The organism is Bradyrhizobium rifense, assembly GCF_008123425.1.
GTDB classification, from domain to species: Bacteria; Pseudomonadota; Alphaproteobacteria; order Rhizobiales; family Xanthobacteraceae; genus Bradyrhizobium; species Bradyrhizobium rifense.
The window spans coordinates 81,075-95,439 of the sequence record NZ_VSSS01000050.1 but is presented as its reverse complement, the minus strand read 5'-3'; the positions used below and the strand labels follow the sequence as shown (position 1 = coordinate 95,439).

Genomic DNA, 14,365 nt, shown 5'->3' with positions numbered 1-14,365 from the left:
GGTGCGGGAGGGGCCATGGCTCTTGATTCGGCGTTCGACCTCGAGGCGCATCGCGGCGGGCGGGCACTGATGCCGGAAAACACCCTGCCGGCTTTTGCCAATGCCCTCTCGATGGGCGTGGACACGCTGGAACTCGATGTCGGCGTGACCGCCGACGGCGAGGTGGTCGTGTCGCACGAGCGCGGGCTCAATCCCGATCTCGCCAGGGATGCGAACGGCGCCTATATCGCTGCGCCCGGCACGCCTTTCGTGAAGCTGCGGTTCGCCGATGTCAGAGCCTACGATGTCGGCCAAATTCGGCCGGACAGCGCCTATGCCAAGCAATTTCCCGACCAGCGCGCCGTGCCGGGGACCCGCATTCCCACGCTGAAGGAGCTGTTCGCGCTGGTGCGCAAATCCGGCAACGAACGCGTGCGCTTCAATATCGAGACCAAGATCGATCCGGATCATCCGGATGAATCGCTGGAGCCGCAGGCCTTCGTCGCGAAGCTGCTCGGGGTGATCCGAGATGAGAAGTTTTCCGACCGCGTCATGATCCAGTCGTTCGACTGGCGGACCCTGCTGTTGGTCCAGCAGCAGGCCCCGACAATTCCGACCGTGTATCTGACGCTCCAGCGCGGCTCGGCACCGACCATCGCCCTCGATAAGGCCACCAGCTAGACGGCGGGTTACAGCCTGGCCGATCACGGCGGCTCGCTGCCGCGCACGATCAAGGCTGCGGGCGGCGCGGTGTGGTCGCCCTATTTCGGCGACGTGACCGCGGCGCTTGTCACTGAAGCCCATACGCTAGGGTTGCGCGTCGTGGTCTGGACCGTCAACAAGCCCGACGACATGGCGCGGATGATCGAGATCGGCGTCGACGGCATCATCTCGGACCGGCCGGACCTGTTGCGGCAAGTCGCCGGCGAGAAGGGAATTGCGCTGCCGCCGGGGACACCGGTCGAGCCGTAAGCCTCGAGTTACTGCTCCCCGTACCGCAGCCGCCGGTATAGCGCGCCGAGAATGTTGGAATAGTCGTCGGTCCAGACCCGCACCTTCTCGTCCGCGTCGGTCTCCTCCCATTGCTTGGAAGAGGCGAGCTTGCCGACATCATCAGCCTCGCGCGCGGAGATGACGACGTCGGTTGAAAAGATGTAGTCGGCGTCGCGGCCCGAATCCTCGTCGTAGACCCAGCTCTTCAAATCGTTGGCATCGGCAATGCCGACCACGACGGGCTCGAGATCGAGATGCCGGTTGGAGACGTGCATCACCACGGCGCCGTGCGGGGCGAGCTTGTCCTTGTAGATCTTCATCGCCTCCTCGGTCGCGAGATGGATCGGGATCGCATCCGACGAATAGGCATCGACGATAATGAGGTCATAGACGCCGTCGGGCTCCCTCGCGAAGGTGAGACGCGCATCCCCGATCACCGGCTTCAGGTCCGGCAGACAGCTCGAGATGTAGCGGAAATTTTTCGGGTCGCGCGCGGCATCCACCATCGACTGGTCGATCTCGAAGAATTTCCAGTCCTCGCCTGGCTCCGCGGCGCAGGCGAGCGTGCCCGATCCGACACCGATCGCCGCGACCTTCAACGGCGCGCCCTTGCGCTCGCGGATCGCGGAGATGGCCTGACCGATGCCGCCGTCCTTGTGGTAGTAGGTGATCGGCTCGGGCCGGCCGGTAACCGGCGTGCCGTCATTGTTAAGGAAACGCTCGGCGCCGTGAATGGTGGTGCCGTGCATCAGCACGTGAAAATAGCCGCCCGGCGTCACCACGATCTTGTGCACGCCGAAGAAGCTGCGCACGGTGGTGACGCGGCCTTCGTCGGCCGGATAGATTCGTATCAAGGCCAGTGCCAGCGCGACGGTGGCAAAGATCTTCCAGCGATCTGCATTGAGCGCCAGCGCCAGCAGCGCTGCGAGCACACCGACGGCGCCGGCGACCCAGACGCGGTGATCCTCGAACCAGGTCGAAAGATCTCCCGTCATGTAAGACGGCGCAACGAGCGCCGCCGCGAGCACGGCAAGCGCCAGCCAGTACCATTTGACGATGCCGGCAAAACGCTCGTTCACCGTGGGCCGGCACAGTGCGGCGAGCGCGACCAGGATCGGATATTCAGCGATCCATGAGAAGGTGAAGGGAGCAACGAGGCCGGCAAAGAGGCCACCGACCATGCCGCCAAACGACAGCGCGACATAGAAGCCGGTGAGATATTTGGCTGCGGGCCGGGTCCGCGCCAGTTCGCCGTGACAGGCCATGGCGATGACGAAGAAGCACAATTGATGGCCACCGAGCGTCAGCAGCAAATTCTGCTCGCCGCCGAAGGCGAGCAGGAAGATGATGCCCGCGATCGCGACCGGCTGGAGCATCAGCATCCATTTGTGGGGCAACAGCGGCCGCGACTGGAACACCACGACCCAGGTCAGGAGGTACAGCGACAGCGGCAGCACCCACAGCAGCGGCGCCGCCGCGACGTCGGTCGAGATATGCGCGGTGACTGCGATCAGCAGGCCGGACGGCACCGCGGCGAGGAAGATCCAGCGCAGCCGCGTCACCACGCCCGGCGCCGGCGCGTTAGCTTCTTCAGCTTGCACATCGGCTACTGCCAGCTTTGGCGAGCGTAGCAACAACACGCCGCAGGCGGCGATCAGCAGGATCAAAACGCCATAGCCGCCGGTCCAAAGCCGGTTCTGCGTATGCAGCGTGAAGATCGGCTCCAGCAGGAACGGATAGGACAATAGCGCGAGGAAGCTGCCGATGTTAGAGGAGGCGTAGAGGAAATAGGGATCACGGCCATCGGGATGGCCGGTGCGGACGAACCAGGCCTGCAGCAGCGGATTGTTGGCGGCGAGCGCGAAAAACGGCAGCCCGATCGATATCACGAACAGGCCGAGCAGCCAGAACGCATAGCCTGACGCCGGCGGCTCGCCATAGGCCTTGGCGATGCTGAGCGGGAGCGTCGCGAAGGCCGCGATCAGCAGCACCAAATGCACCACGACCGGAACCACGCGGCTTTTGATCTGCATCAGAAGATGCGCATAGGCGTAGCCCGCCAGCAGCAGCGACTGGAAGAACACCATCGCCACCGACCACACGGCCGGCGAGCCGCCGAGCCGCGGCAGCACCATTTTCGTGAACAGCGGCTGCACCGAGAACAGCAAGAGCGCACTGACGAAGATCGCAGCCGTGTAGACCGTCAGCAGCAGCCGGTTGCGCGACGAGGACGGCTGCTCCGTGACGGCGGGTTGCACGATCGAATCCATGGGAGCTCCGGCAAAGCGTTTTCCAGCGAAGTGGGCACCGGTTCGCGCGAGAAAACGCGTCGAACAAAGCCCCCGGCGGGCGCCGGGCGCGCGCAATGGAGCACACCGCGCCTGAACGGGCAATAAATGGTCTCGTGATGTTGCGTCGGGAAATGGCTGATATACAGCTGTCATTCCGGGCGCGGTCCTTCGGACCGTCCGGAATGACCGCGGAACATTCTGAAATCGATCATGAACGAAACCGACGTCGTCATCATCGGCGCTGGCCATAACGGCCTCACCTGCGCGGCCTATCTCGCGATGGCGGGCTTGCGCGTGCATGTGGTCGAGCGCCGCAAGGTGGTCGGCGGGGCCGCCGTCACGGAGGAATTTCATCCGGGCTTCAAGAATTCGGTCGCGGCCTACACCGTGAGCTTGCTCAATCCGCAGGTGGTCCGCGATCTGGGGCTCGCCGCGCAGGGCCTGCGAATCGTCGAGCGGCGCGCGCAGAATTTTCTGCCCGCGCCTGATGGCAGCTATCTCCTCACCGGCGAGGGCCGGACCAAGGCATCCGTCGCGCGGCTCAGCGCGCGCGATGCCGATGCGCTCGACGGGTTTTCGCGCGAGCTCGAAGATATCGCCGACGTGTTGCGGCAGTTCGTGCTGCGCGCGCCGCCGAACCTGCTGGCCAGTTTTGGCATTGGCGCCATCCGCGAGGCCGCGAACGCGTTGACGACGGCCAACATCCTGCGCGGCCTGACGTTGGAGCAAAGCCGCAGCCTGCTCGATCTCTTCACCCGCTCCGCCGGCGAGATGCTGGACGAGCGGTTCGAGCACGATCTGGTCAAGGCGCTGTTCGGCTTCGATGCCATCGTCGGCAATTATGCCAGCCCCTACGCCGCCGGCTCGGCCTATGTGATGCTGCATCACGCCTTCGGCGAGGTGAACGGCAAGAAGGGCGTCTGGGGCCACGCCATCGGCGGCATGGGCGCGATCACGCAGGCGATGGCGCGTGCCGCGCGGGCTCGCGGCGTCACGATCGACCTTGATGCCGGCGTGCGCGAGGTGATCGTCGAGCGCGACCGCGCCGTCGGCGTGGTGCTGGAGAACGGCACGTCCATTCGCGCCAAATATGTCGCGGCCAACGTCAATCCAAAGCTGCTCTATACGCGGCTGATTGCGGCCGATGCCCTGCCCGCGGATTTCCTTGCCCGCATCCGCCACTGGAAGAACGGCTCCGGCACCTTCCGCATGAACGTGGCGCTGGATCGCCTGCCCTCCTTCACGGCGTTGCCGGGCGACGGCGATCACCTCTCCTCCGGGATCATCCTGGCGCCGAGCCTCGGCTATATGGACCGCGCCTATCTCGATGCACGGGCGCAGGGCTGGAGCCGTCAGCCGATCGTCGAGATGCTGATCCCCTCGACGCTCGACGACACGCTGGCCCCCGAAGGAAAACACGTCGCGAGCCTGTTCTGCCAGCACGTCGCGCCGGAATTGCCCGACGGAAAGTCCTGGGACGACCATCGTGACGAGGTCGCCGATCTCATGATCGCGACGGTGGACAGCTACGCGCCGGGCTTTGCGGCGAGCGTGCTCGGACGCCAGATCCTCTCCCCGCTCGATCTCGAGCGGCAGTTCGGCCTGCTCGGCGGCGACATTTTTCATGGCGCGCTGACGCTGAACCAGTTGTTCTCGGCGCGCCCGATGCTGGGCCATGCCGATTATCGCGGGCCCCTGAAGGGCCTCTATCATTGCGGCTCCGGCGCCCACCCCGGCGGCGGCGTCACCGGCGCGCCCGGCCACAACGCGGCGGAGGCGATCCTGCGGGACCACCGCGGCCTGTTCGCAAGCCGTGGATAGGTCTGTGGATGGGTTGTGGATGGGTTGTGGACAGGCCTGTTGGCAGAGCTGTGTGAAGCCGTGGATGCCTGACGCGACAGCTTGGTACAAGCGCGGATCAAGCTGTGGAGAAGGGGGTGGATAAGCCGCGTATAAGCCGGTGGATCGCGACCTCATTCATGAGCGAACAATCTGTGGAGCTCTTGTGAAACGAGCTCCCCAAAACGACATCGCCCGCCAGAGGGCAATTCCCCCAGCGGGCGCGCGTCGAAAAAGGCCATCTATGAAGAAAGTAGCCCCCGCTGGGAAATGGGAGGCAGAAATTACTTCAAGGAGCTGCTAATCGAACCGAACTTGTCGTTCATGGTGGTGCCCAGGCTGTTCACCACGGTGATGATCGCCAGCGCGATACCGGCCGCGATCAGGCCGTATTCGATCGCAGTCGCACCGGACTCATCGGACCAGAACTTCGAAACCATGCGCTTCAAGACTCGCCTCCATTTCCATTCAAGGGTGTGTTGGTTGGGTCCAACATCCGGGGAAACTACGGCCTGCAACCTACGGTCAGGTTAAGCTGGGAATTGCAAGTTATAAGGAAAATTGGAACAAAAGCTCCAAAAATTGAACCTGACGGAACCCTAGAATGCAGCCTTTGCCTACCCATCGCGCCAGCTTTTCGATCGGCAACGAGGCTGCCGCCAGGCGTGTCGTCGACGTTCTCACGGAGGTCTTTTTCGACGGCGATGCCGCCGTCGCCGCCTTCGAACGGCCGGATGGAGAATGGGACGTCACGCTGCATTTCGCCGAGGCGCCGGATCAGGAATTGCTGCGCGAACTCGTTGCAACTTCAGCAGGAAATGACATCGCCGCGACGCTTTCTTTCGACACGGTCGAGGCCAAGGACTGGGTCAAGGCGAGCCTCGAAGATCTCGTCCCGGTCCCGGCCGGGCGCTTCGTCGTCCACGGCAGCCACGACCGTGACCGCGTGGCGCCAAACAAGCTCGCCATCGAGATCGAGGCGGCGCTCGCCTTCGGAACCGGCCATCACGGCACCACGCGTGGCTGTTTACTTCTGCTTGACCATGTCCTGAAACAGGCGCGGCCGAAGCGCGTGCTCGACCTCGGCACCGGTACCGGCGTGCTGGGGATCGCGGCAGCCAAGGCGCTGCACCGCGCGGTGCTGGCCTCCGACATCGACCCGCCTTCAGTGCGGGTCGCGGCCGAGAACGCTGCGCTGAACGAAGCCGGCCATTATGTGCGGGTGATCCGGGCCACCGGCTTCGCCGCGCCGGACTTTGCCAAAAGCGGCCCGTTCGACCTGGTGCTGGCCAACATCCTTGCCAATCCGTTACGCCAGTTGGCGGGTCCGATGGTCCGGCATCTTGCGCCCGGCGCCCGCGTCATTCTCTCCGGCCTGTTAACCCACCAGGCCCCCGCCGTGATCGCCGCCTACCGCGCGCGCGGCCTTGTGCCATTGCGGCATCTGCGGATCGAGGGGTGGAGCAGTTTGTTGCTGCGGAAGATCGGTTGAGCGCAGCTGGTGGGCACGGCGTGTTGCGCCTTTGCCCACCCCACGGCATCGTCGACTAAGCTACTTTAGCGGCTTCTCGCCAGAGCCCTTCGCTGGGCGCAACGCCCGCCTCGCGCGACGCTCGGCGACGCGGTCCATCATCTGGCTGATGAGCCCGCGCGGCTTCTTCGGTGTCGTTGCTGCGGGCGCGCCGCGCACCGGCGGCGAAATCTTCTCAAAGGTGAATGCTGGCATCGTGTGTCCCCTCGCCGTTGAGATGAACCACTTGCTCGAATTTCCCTGTTATCCGGACGAAGCGCAACAGCTGCATCCTTTACTCCACTCAATTCGAATGGAACTATTTCAAGCACAGTCCATGCCAGATGAAACGCCAAATGCGTCTACATTGCGGACTGATCTCCATGATCCTAAACTGAGCCATGTTCGAAGCGCACTTCCAGACATTCGAGGAGCCCGAGGCCGGCGTCGCATTGACGGCGCGGCTCGCTGCTCTCCGTGAAGAACTCGCCCGCCGCAAGTTGACCGGCTTCGTCATTCCGCGCGCCGATCAGCAGCAGAATGAGTATGTCGCGCCCTCCGAAGAGCGGCTCGCCTGGCTGACCGGCTTTACCGGCTCGGCCGGGCTCGCGGTGGTGCTGACCCAGGAAGCTGCATTGTTCGTCGACGGCCGCTACACAATCCAGGCCGCCAAGCAGGTCGATGCCAAGGCGTGCGCGGTGGAGTCGCTGATCGATCCGCCGCCGGAGAGCTGGGTCTCGGCACACCTCAAATCCGGCGATCGCCTAGGATTTGATCCGTGGCTGCACACTTTTGCGGCAGCCGAGCGCCTCTCGGCTGCCTGCGCCAAGGCCGGCGCCGAACTGGTGGCGGTCGACAGCAATCCGGTCGACGCGGTCTGGCAGGACCGGCCGCAGCCCCCAGTCGCGCCGGTCGCGATCCACGGCCTGCAATATGCCGGCGTCGCCGAGGCCGAGAAGGTCGCTCAGATCAAGGGCGAGATTGACAAGCTGGGCGCCGACGCGCTGGTGCTGTCGGATAGCCACGCGGTCGCCTGGACCTTCAACATCCGCGGCGCCGACGTCGCGCATACGCCGCTGCCGCTGTCTTACGCACTGGTGCCAAAGGTCGGCCGGCCGATCGTGTTCATCGACCAGCGCAAGCTCTCCAACCTCTCGCGCGACCATCTCGAGCAGTCGGCCGATGTGCGCGAGCCCGATGCGCTGACGCCGACGCTGATGGCGCTCGCCAAGAGCGGCGCGGCGATTGCGCTCGACAGCGCCACCGCGGCCGACGCGCTGAGCCGGTTGATCGCGAACGGCGGCGGCAAGCCGGTGCGCGGCAGTGATCCGATCGCGCTGCTCAAGGCGGTGAAGAACGCGACCGAGATCAAGGGCACGCAGACGGCGCACCGCCGTGACGCAATCGCACTGGCGCGTTTCCTCGCCTTCATCGATCGCGAGGCGGGAAGCGGCAAGCTCACAGAGATCGACGCGGTCGAAGCGCTGGAGACGTTCCGCCGCGACACCGGCGCGTTGAAGGACGTGTCATTCCCGACCATTTCCGGCACCGGTCCGAACGGCGCCATCGTGCACTACCGCGTCACCCGCAAGAGCAACCGGCGGATCGCGCCCGGCGACCTGCTGCTGATCGATTCTGGCGCGCAATACGAAGACGGCACCACCGACGTCACCCGCACCATGGCGGTGGGCGAGCCCACCGAGGAGATGCGCGACCGCTTCACCCGCGTGCTGCGCGGCCATATCGCGATCGCACGCGCGATTTTCCCCGACGGCACCACCGGCGCGCAGCTCGACACGCTGGCGCGGCAATATCTCTGGGCCGCCGGCATCGATTTCGAGCATGGCACAGGCCACGGGGTCGGCAGCTATCTCAGTGTGCACGAAGGCCCGGCGCGGATCTCGAAACTCGGCACCACGCCGCTGAAGCGCGGCATGATCCTCTCCAACGAGCCGGGCTATTACAAGACCGACGGTTTCGGCATCCGCATCGAGAACCTCGAGCTGGTGGTTGCCGCCGACATCAAGGGTGCCGAGAAATCGATGAATGCGTTCGAGACGCTGACGCTGGCGCCGATCGATCGCCGGCTCATCGACGCCGCGATGCTGAGCAAGGAAGAGCTCGCCTGGCTCAACGCCTACCACGCGCGCGTCCGCGCCGAGGTGGGACCGGCGCTGGATGAAGCAACGAAAGCGTGGCTTGATCAGGCGACGGCGGAGCTGACGTAGCGCGCATGGCGCTACGCGGTTTGCGCAAGGCTAGGCCGCTTTCGCCCGCAATCACGACAGGCTTTGCACGCTCCTGACGCAGTTTGCCCGTAAAACAACGGCCTCCTGCACACTGTCATGATAACAGTCCCGGAATCGGTATAGCCGCATTCCCAAACGCCGATATCCGTCTTGTGCGAGCGCGCTACAGTCCGATTCGAATTCGGAAGACGGACACGCATGCACGGCATGATCAGCAAGCCGCCGGGAACGGCGACGACCAACCTCGCGACGTCGCGCGTGGTGTTGCTGCTGCTGGTCGTCATGACCGGGATCGCGCCGATCTCGCTCTACATCCTGGTTCCGGCGTTGCCCGTGCTGGCGACGAATTTCGGCCGCGACATCTCGATCGCGCAGATGACGGTGTCGCTCTACATGGTTGGCATCGCGCTGTCGCAGCTGATCATGGGGCCGCTGTCGGACAAGTTCGGCCGGCGCCCGGTGCTGCTTGGCGGCCTCGCGCTGATGGTCGCGGCGAGCGTCGCCTGCATTTTTGCCGAAACCCTGCCGCAGCTGATTGCAGCACGTTTCTTCCAGGCGCTCGGCGGCGCTTCCGGCATGGTGGTGAGCCGCGCCATCATCCGCGATATCTACGCGCGCGACCGCGTCGCCTCCATGATCAGTCTCGTGGTCGCCGCCCTGATGATCGGCCAGATGGTCTCACCGCTCACCGGCGGCCTGATCGAGACCGCATTTGGTTGGCGCGCGATCTTCTACGCCGTCACCGTCGCCGCGATCGCGGTCGCAATCGGCATCGCGATCGCGCTGCCGGAGACACGCCGCGACCGCGCGGTCGGCAGCGGCGGCTTTCGCAGCGATGTCGGCACCCTGATCAAGAGCCGGGCCTTCATCGGCTATGTGATGTGCCAGGTGCTGGCGTCCCAGATCATCTTCACCTTCGCCGGCGGCGGCCCCTACATCGTCGTGACGCAAATGGGGCGGACCAGCGCCGAATATGGCGCGTGGTTCGCAACGACCGGATTTGCGTATCTCATCGGCAATCTGCTCTGCGTGCGCTTTGCGCCGCGGCACTCGCTGGAAAAGCTGATCTGGTTCGGACTCGGCCTGCAACTCTGCGGCAGCCTGTTGAACCTGCTCTGGAGCTTTACCGGCTGGAACGAGGCGCCGGCCTGGCTGTTCGGCACGCAGATGATCGTGATGGTCGGCAATGCCTTCGTGATGGCGAATTCCGCCGCCGGCGCCATCAGCATCCGTCCCGAGGCCGCCGGCACCGCGTCAGGCGCGATGGGCTTTCTCCAGCAGGGGATCGGCGCGCTGATGTCGCAATTCGGCGCCTATCTCGGCGGCCACTCGGCAACGACGCTGCCGCTGACCTCGGCCGTGCTTGCGGTCTCGCTGCTCTGCGCCTCGACAATGCTCTTCATCGTCCCTCGCCGAGAAATGGTGGTGAGTGAGGAATTGATCGAACAGGCGGAAGAGGAAGAGACGGGAATGATGTGAGGGACGGCACGCCTTCTCTCCGTCATTGCGAGTGCAGCGAAGCAATCCAGACCGTCACCGCGGAAAGATTCTGGATTGCTTCGCTTCGCTCGCAATGACGGAGAAGAGTCACTCCCCGATCAGCGCCAGCCACTCGTCCTCGGTCAGTACCTTGACGCCATGCTTGGTGGCTTCCGCGAGCTTCGAGCCCGCACCGGGGCCGGCGACGACGAGATCAGTCTTCTTCGACACCGAGCCCGAGACCTTGGCGCCCAATCGCTCCGCGGTCGCCTTGGCTTCGTCGCGCGTCATCTTCTCCAGCGATCCCGTGAACACCACCGTCTTGCCGGCGACGGCGGAGTTGCTCTTCGGCTTCTCGGCGTCGACGATCTCGACCTCCTTGGTAAGCCGCTCGACAATGCCGCGATTGTGGCTCTCGCCGAAATAATCGGCGATGCTCTTGATCACGGTTTCGCCGATCTGGTCGAGCGCGTCCATCTCCGCCATCGCCTCCTCGTCGCCCTTGGCGACCTTGAGGCAGGCGTCGTGGAAGGCATCCCAGGAGCCGTAGCCGCGTGCCAGTGCGAGCGCCGTGGTCTCACCGACATGGCGCATGCCGAGCGCATAGACGAAGCGCTCCAGCACGATTTTGCGCCGGCTCTCGATGGCGGCGAACAGATTGCGCACCGAGGTCGCGCCGTAGCCCTCGATCTCCTCGAGCTTGAGCTTTGCGTTGCGCTTCTCAAGCGTGAAGATGTCGGAGGGTTCTTTCACCCATCCCTCGTCGAAGAAATACTGCAGCTGCTTCTCGCCGAGACCGTCGATGTCGAAAGCGCGTCGCGACACGAACAGTTTTAAGTGCTCGATCTTCTGATAGGGGCAGGCGAATTCGCCGGTGCAGCGCGATCGCGACTCCTCCTCGCCCGCCGCCGTCTCTCCACGCACGACGTCGGTGTGCAGCGGGCACGGACACTTCTTCGGGAGGTGAAACTCCTTCGCGCCCTTCGGACGCTTGTCGGGAACGACGTCAACCACCTGAGGGATGACGTCGCCGGCGCGCTGGATCACGACGGTGTCGCCGATCCGGATGTCACGCCCCTCGCGCAGCACCTCGCCCTTGTTGCCGATGCCCTTGATGTAGTCCTCGTTGTGCAGCGTGACATTCTGCACGATCACGCCGCCGACACCGATCGGCTCGAGCTTGCCGACCGGCGTGAACGAGCCGGTGCGGCCGACCTGAATCTCGATGTCGCGCAGCACCGTCATGGCGCGTTCGGCCGGAAACTTGTGTGCAATGCCCCAGCGCGGCGTGCGCGAAACGAAACCGAGCCGCTCCTGCCAGTCGAGGCGATCGACCTTGTAAACAACGCCGTCGATGTCGTAATCGAGCTTTGCGCGCTCTTCCTCGATGCTCTGGTGGAACGTGATCAGCTCCTCGACGGAGTGACACAGCTTGGTCAGCGGATTGGTCCTGAAGCCGCAGCGCTCGAACCAGTGGATCATATCGGTCTGCGTATCCTCTGGCATCGCGCTCATCTCGCCCCAGGCGTACGCAAAGAAGCCGAGTGGGCGTGATGCGGTGATGGTCGGATCCTTCTGTCGCAACGAGCCTGCGGCCGAATTGCGCGGATTGGCGAAGATGGTGTCGCCGGCCGCCTTCTGCCGCTCGTTCAGCGCGAGGAAGGCCTTCTTGGTCATGTAGACCTCGCCGCGCACCTCGCAGACGTCAGGGACGTTGCGCCCTTTCAGCTTCTGCGGGACATCTTCGAGCGTGCGGATGTTCGCGGTGACGTCCTCGCCCTCCGCGCCGTCGCCACGCGTCGCCGCCGTGACGAGCTCGCCGCCCTCATAGCGCAGCGACATCGACAGGCCGTCGATCTTCGGCTCGGCGGAGAAATTGATCTTGTCGTCGTCGAGCTTCAGGAAGCGCACGATGCGGCCGACGAAGTCGCGCACGTCTTCCTCGGCAAAGGCATTGTCGAGCGACAACATCGGAACGGAGTGGCGCACCTTCCTGAAACGCCCCGATGGCGCTGCGCCGACCTTCTGTGAGGGCGAATCGCCACTGACGAATTCCGGAAAGCGTTTTTCGATCGCATCGAGGCGGTGACGCAGGGCGTCATACTCGGCGTCGGTGACGGTGGGCGCGTCGTCCTGATAGTAGCGTTCGTTGTGCCCCTCGATCTCGAGCGACAGCCGCATGTGCTCGACCTTGGCCTGCGCCTTGGTGAGGTCGGCAACGTCACGAAGCGTTTTGGATTTTGCTGCTCTTGCCATGGTGCTTGGATACGACGGAGCGGGCGGGAGGGTAAAGGCGGTAAAAGTCTTGTGCCCCGGCTCGGCTACGCGCGTCCGGGACACGAAGCCTAACTCGCCGCCTTGAGCAGCCTGTCCGCGGCCGCCCTCGCCTCGGCCGTGATCTCGGCCCCGGCGAGCATGCGGGCGATTTCCTCGCGGCGGTGGTCGGCGGCGAGCGCGTTGACGCGGGTGGCGACGCGCTTGCCCTTGTCCAGCGCATCCTTGGAGATCAAGAGATGCTGGTCGGCGCGCGCGGCAACCTGCGGGGCATGGGTCACGGCCATGACCTGAACCTTGCCAGCAAGCCGCGCCAGCCGCGCACCGATGGCGTCCGCGACCGCGCCGCCGACGCCGGTGTCGATTTCGTCGAAGACGAGCGTCGGCGCCGAACCGCGGTCGGACAGCACGACCTTGAGCGCCAGGAGGAAGCGCGAGAGCTCGCCACCGGAGGCGACCTTCATCATCGGCCCGGCCTTGGTGCCCGGATTGGTCTGCACCCAGAACTCGACGCGATCGAAGCCTTGCGGCCCGGGCGCGGCCTCGTCGGTCGTGACTTGCGTCATGAATTTCGCGCGCTCGAGCTTGAGCGGGGCGAGCTCGGCATTGACGGCCTTGTTGAGCTTCTCGGCCGATTTCTGCCGCGCTGCCGAGAGCTTTTTCGCCGCCGCCGCATAGCGTGCATCGGCTTCGATCGCAGCCTGCTCCAGCCTCTTCAAGCGCGAGGCGCCGGCATCGATCAGCACGACGTCGGCGGCGTATTTGGCGGCAAGCGCCGCCAGGCCATCGACCGGCGTCGAATATTTGCGCGAGGCGGCGCGCAAAGCGAACAGCCGCTCCTCGATGCGTTCGAGCTCGGCCGGGTCGAAATCGGTTGCGGCGAGCGCGGCCTGGAGGTGCTGGTCGGCCTCCTCCAGCGCGTTGATCGCGATATCGATTGCTCTCACTGCGGGCTCGACCAGCGCCGGCGAGTTGACGCCGCGGCGCTCCAGCCGGCGCACGGCGGCCGACAGCGCGGCAACCGGCGAATTGTGGCCGCCGACGACCTCCTGCGCCTCGCGCAGATCGGAGGCGATCTTCTCGCCCTGCATCATGGTGGTGCGGCGCGAGGCGAGCGAGGTTTCCTCACCGTCCTTCGGCGCGAGCTGCTTCAGTTCGTCGGAGGCGTGGCGCAGATAGTCGGCCTCGCGCGCGGCGCGCTCCATGCCGGCGCGATGCTCTTCCAGCTCGGTGTTGGCGGTGCGGCGCGCGTCCCAGAGCGCTTCGACGGCTGCGACGTCCTTTTCGAGGCCCGCAAAGGCATCGAGCAGGCGGCGATGGGTGGCGGCATCGACCAGCGCGCGCTCGTCATGCTGGCCGTGGATCTCGACCAGCGCGGCGCCGACGGCCTTCAGCGTCTGCACGCTGATCGCCTGGTCGTTGATGAAGGCGCGGGTGCGGCCGTCGGCGAACTGCACCCGCCGCAAGATCATCTCGCCGGTGTCGTCTAGCCCGTTCTCGGCGAGGATTTTCGTTGCGGGGTGATTTTTGGGGATATCGAAGACGGCCGTGACCTGCCCCTGCTCCGCGCCATGGCGCACGAGGCCGGCGTCGCCGCGGCCACCGAGCGCCAGTGCAAAGGCATCGAGCAGGATGGATTTGCCCGCACCGGTCTCGCCGGTCAAAACCGCAAGTCCGGTGGCGAATTCGATATCGAGCCGTTCGATCAGGACGATGTCACGGATCGACAGACGCGCCAGCATGGAACCAGA

9 protein-coding genes and 1 pseudogene are annotated in these 14,365 nt (G+C 64.9%); 5 read left to right on the top strand and 5 right to left on the bottom strand.

Going from position 1 to position 14,365, the window contains the following annotated elements; genetic code table 11:
- Positions 1 to 15: 15 nt before the first annotated feature.
- Positions 16 to 951, top strand: a pseudogene (locus tag FXB40_RS30250) (glycerophosphodiester phosphodiesterase).
- A gap of 8 nt (positions 952 to 959) precedes the next feature.
- Here FXB40_RS30250 and FXB40_RS30245 read toward each other — a convergent pair.
- Positions 960 to 3,242 carry a spermidine synthase gene (locus FXB40_RS30245; protein ID WP_148775767.1) on the bottom strand — a complete coding sequence of 761 codons (2,283 nt, stop codon included), beginning with the start codon at positions 3,240 to 3,242 and terminating at the stop codon, positions 960 to 962.
- Positions 3,243 to 3,473: 231 nt separating this feature from the next.
- On the opposite strand from FXB40_RS30245, the gene FXB40_RS30240 reads away from it, so the two are divergent.
- Positions 3,474 to 5,084 (top strand): phytoene desaturase family protein, encoded by a 1,611-nt coding sequence (locus tag FXB40_RS30240; protein WP_148775766.1) that lies wholly within the window; start codon positions 3,474 to 3,476, stop codon positions 5,082 to 5,084.
- A 302-nt stretch (positions 5,085 to 5,386) separates the two neighbouring features.
- Here FXB40_RS30240 and FXB40_RS30235 read toward each other — a convergent pair whose 3' ends face one another.
- Positions 5,387 to 5,542, bottom strand: a complete 156-nt coding sequence (locus tag FXB40_RS30235) for a Flp family type IVb pilin (protein WP_148754203.1) — start codon at positions 5,540 to 5,542, stop codon at positions 5,387 to 5,389.
- 164 nt (positions 5,543 to 5,706) lie between these two features.
- On the opposite strand from FXB40_RS30235, the gene FXB40_RS30230 reads away from it, so the two are divergent.
- Positions 5,707 to 6,594 (top strand): 50S ribosomal protein L11 methyltransferase, encoded by an 888-nt coding sequence (locus tag FXB40_RS30230; protein WP_148775765.1) that lies wholly within the window; start codon positions 5,707 to 5,709, stop codon positions 6,592 to 6,594.
- Positions 6,595 to 6,654: 60 nt separating this feature from the next.
- On the opposite strand, the gene FXB40_RS48215 is transcribed toward FXB40_RS30230, so the two are convergent.
- The gene (locus FXB40_RS48215) at positions 6,655 to 6,828 is read right to left on the bottom strand and encodes a hypothetical protein (protein ID WP_187437244.1); all 174 of its coding nucleotides are present in this window, start codon (positions 6,826 to 6,828) and stop codon (positions 6,655 to 6,657) included.
- 185 nt (positions 6,829 to 7,013) lie between these two features.
- Here FXB40_RS48215 and FXB40_RS30225 point away from each other — a divergent pair, with 185 nt between their 5' ends.
- Together FXB40_RS30225 and FXB40_RS30220 are read left to right on the top strand one after the other, a co-directional pair.
- Positions 7,014 to 8,840 carry an aminopeptidase P family protein gene (locus tag FXB40_RS30225; protein WP_148775764.1) on the top strand — a complete coding sequence of 609 codons (1,827 nt, stop codon included), beginning with the start codon at positions 7,014 to 7,016 and terminating at the stop codon, positions 8,838 to 8,840.
- Between the two features lie 219 nt (positions 8,841 to 9,059).
- Entirely contained in the window at positions 9,060 to 10,340 is a 1,281-nt protein-coding gene (locus FXB40_RS30220) for a multidrug effflux MFS transporter (protein ID WP_148775763.1), read from the top strand.
- Positions 10,341 to 10,448: 108 nt separating this feature from the next.
- On the opposite strand, the gene ligA is transcribed toward FXB40_RS30220, so the two are convergent.
- Together ligA and recN are read right to left on the bottom strand one after the other, a co-directional pair.
- The gene (gene ligA, locus FXB40_RS30215; RefSeq protein ID WP_148775762.1) at positions 10,449 to 12,596 is read right to left on the bottom strand and encodes an NAD-dependent DNA ligase LigA; all 2,148 of its coding nucleotides are present in this window, start codon (positions 12,594 to 12,596) and stop codon (positions 10,449 to 10,451) included.
- A gap of 89 nt (positions 12,597 to 12,685) precedes the next feature.
- A complete protein-coding gene (recN, locus tag FXB40_RS30210) occupies positions 12,686 to 14,356 on the bottom strand; it encodes a DNA repair protein RecN (protein WP_148775761.1) in 1,671 nt (556 codons plus the stop codon).
- Positions 14,357 to 14,365: the final 9 nt, after the last annotated feature.

Coding starts and splice junctions, on each gene's coding strand:
- FXB40_RS30245 (WP_148775767.1), bottom strand. CDS start 3,242: ATGGATTCGATCGTGCAACCCGCCGTCACGGAGCAGCCGTCCTCGTCG.
- FXB40_RS30240 (WP_148775766.1), top strand. CDS start 3,474: ATGAACGAAACCGACGTCGTCATCATCGGCGCTGGCCATAACGGCCTC.
- FXB40_RS30235 (WP_148754203.1), bottom strand. CDS start 5,542: ATGGTTTCGAAGTTCTGGTCCGATGAGTCCGGTGCGACTGCGATCGAA.
- FXB40_RS30230 (WP_148775765.1), top strand. CDS start 5,707: ATGCAGCCTTTGCCTACCCATCGCGCCAGCTTTTCGATCGGCAACGAG.
- FXB40_RS48215 (WP_187437244.1), bottom strand. CDS start 6,828: ATGCCAGCATTCACCTTTGAGAAGATTTCGCCGCCGGTGCGCGGCGCG.
- FXB40_RS30225 (WP_148775764.1), top strand. CDS start 7,014: ATGTTCGAAGCGCACTTCCAGACATTCGAGGAGCCCGAGGCCGGCGTC.
- FXB40_RS30220 (WP_148775763.1), top strand. CDS start 9,060: ATGCACGGCATGATCAGCAAGCCGCCGGGAACGGCGACGACCAACCTC.
- ligA (WP_148775762.1), bottom strand. CDS start 12,596: ATGGCAAGAGCAGCAAAATCCAAAACGCTTCGTGACGTTGCCGACCTC.
- recN (WP_148775761.1), bottom strand. CDS start 14,356: ATGCTGGCGCGTCTGTCGATCCGTGACATCGTCCTGATCGAACGGCTC.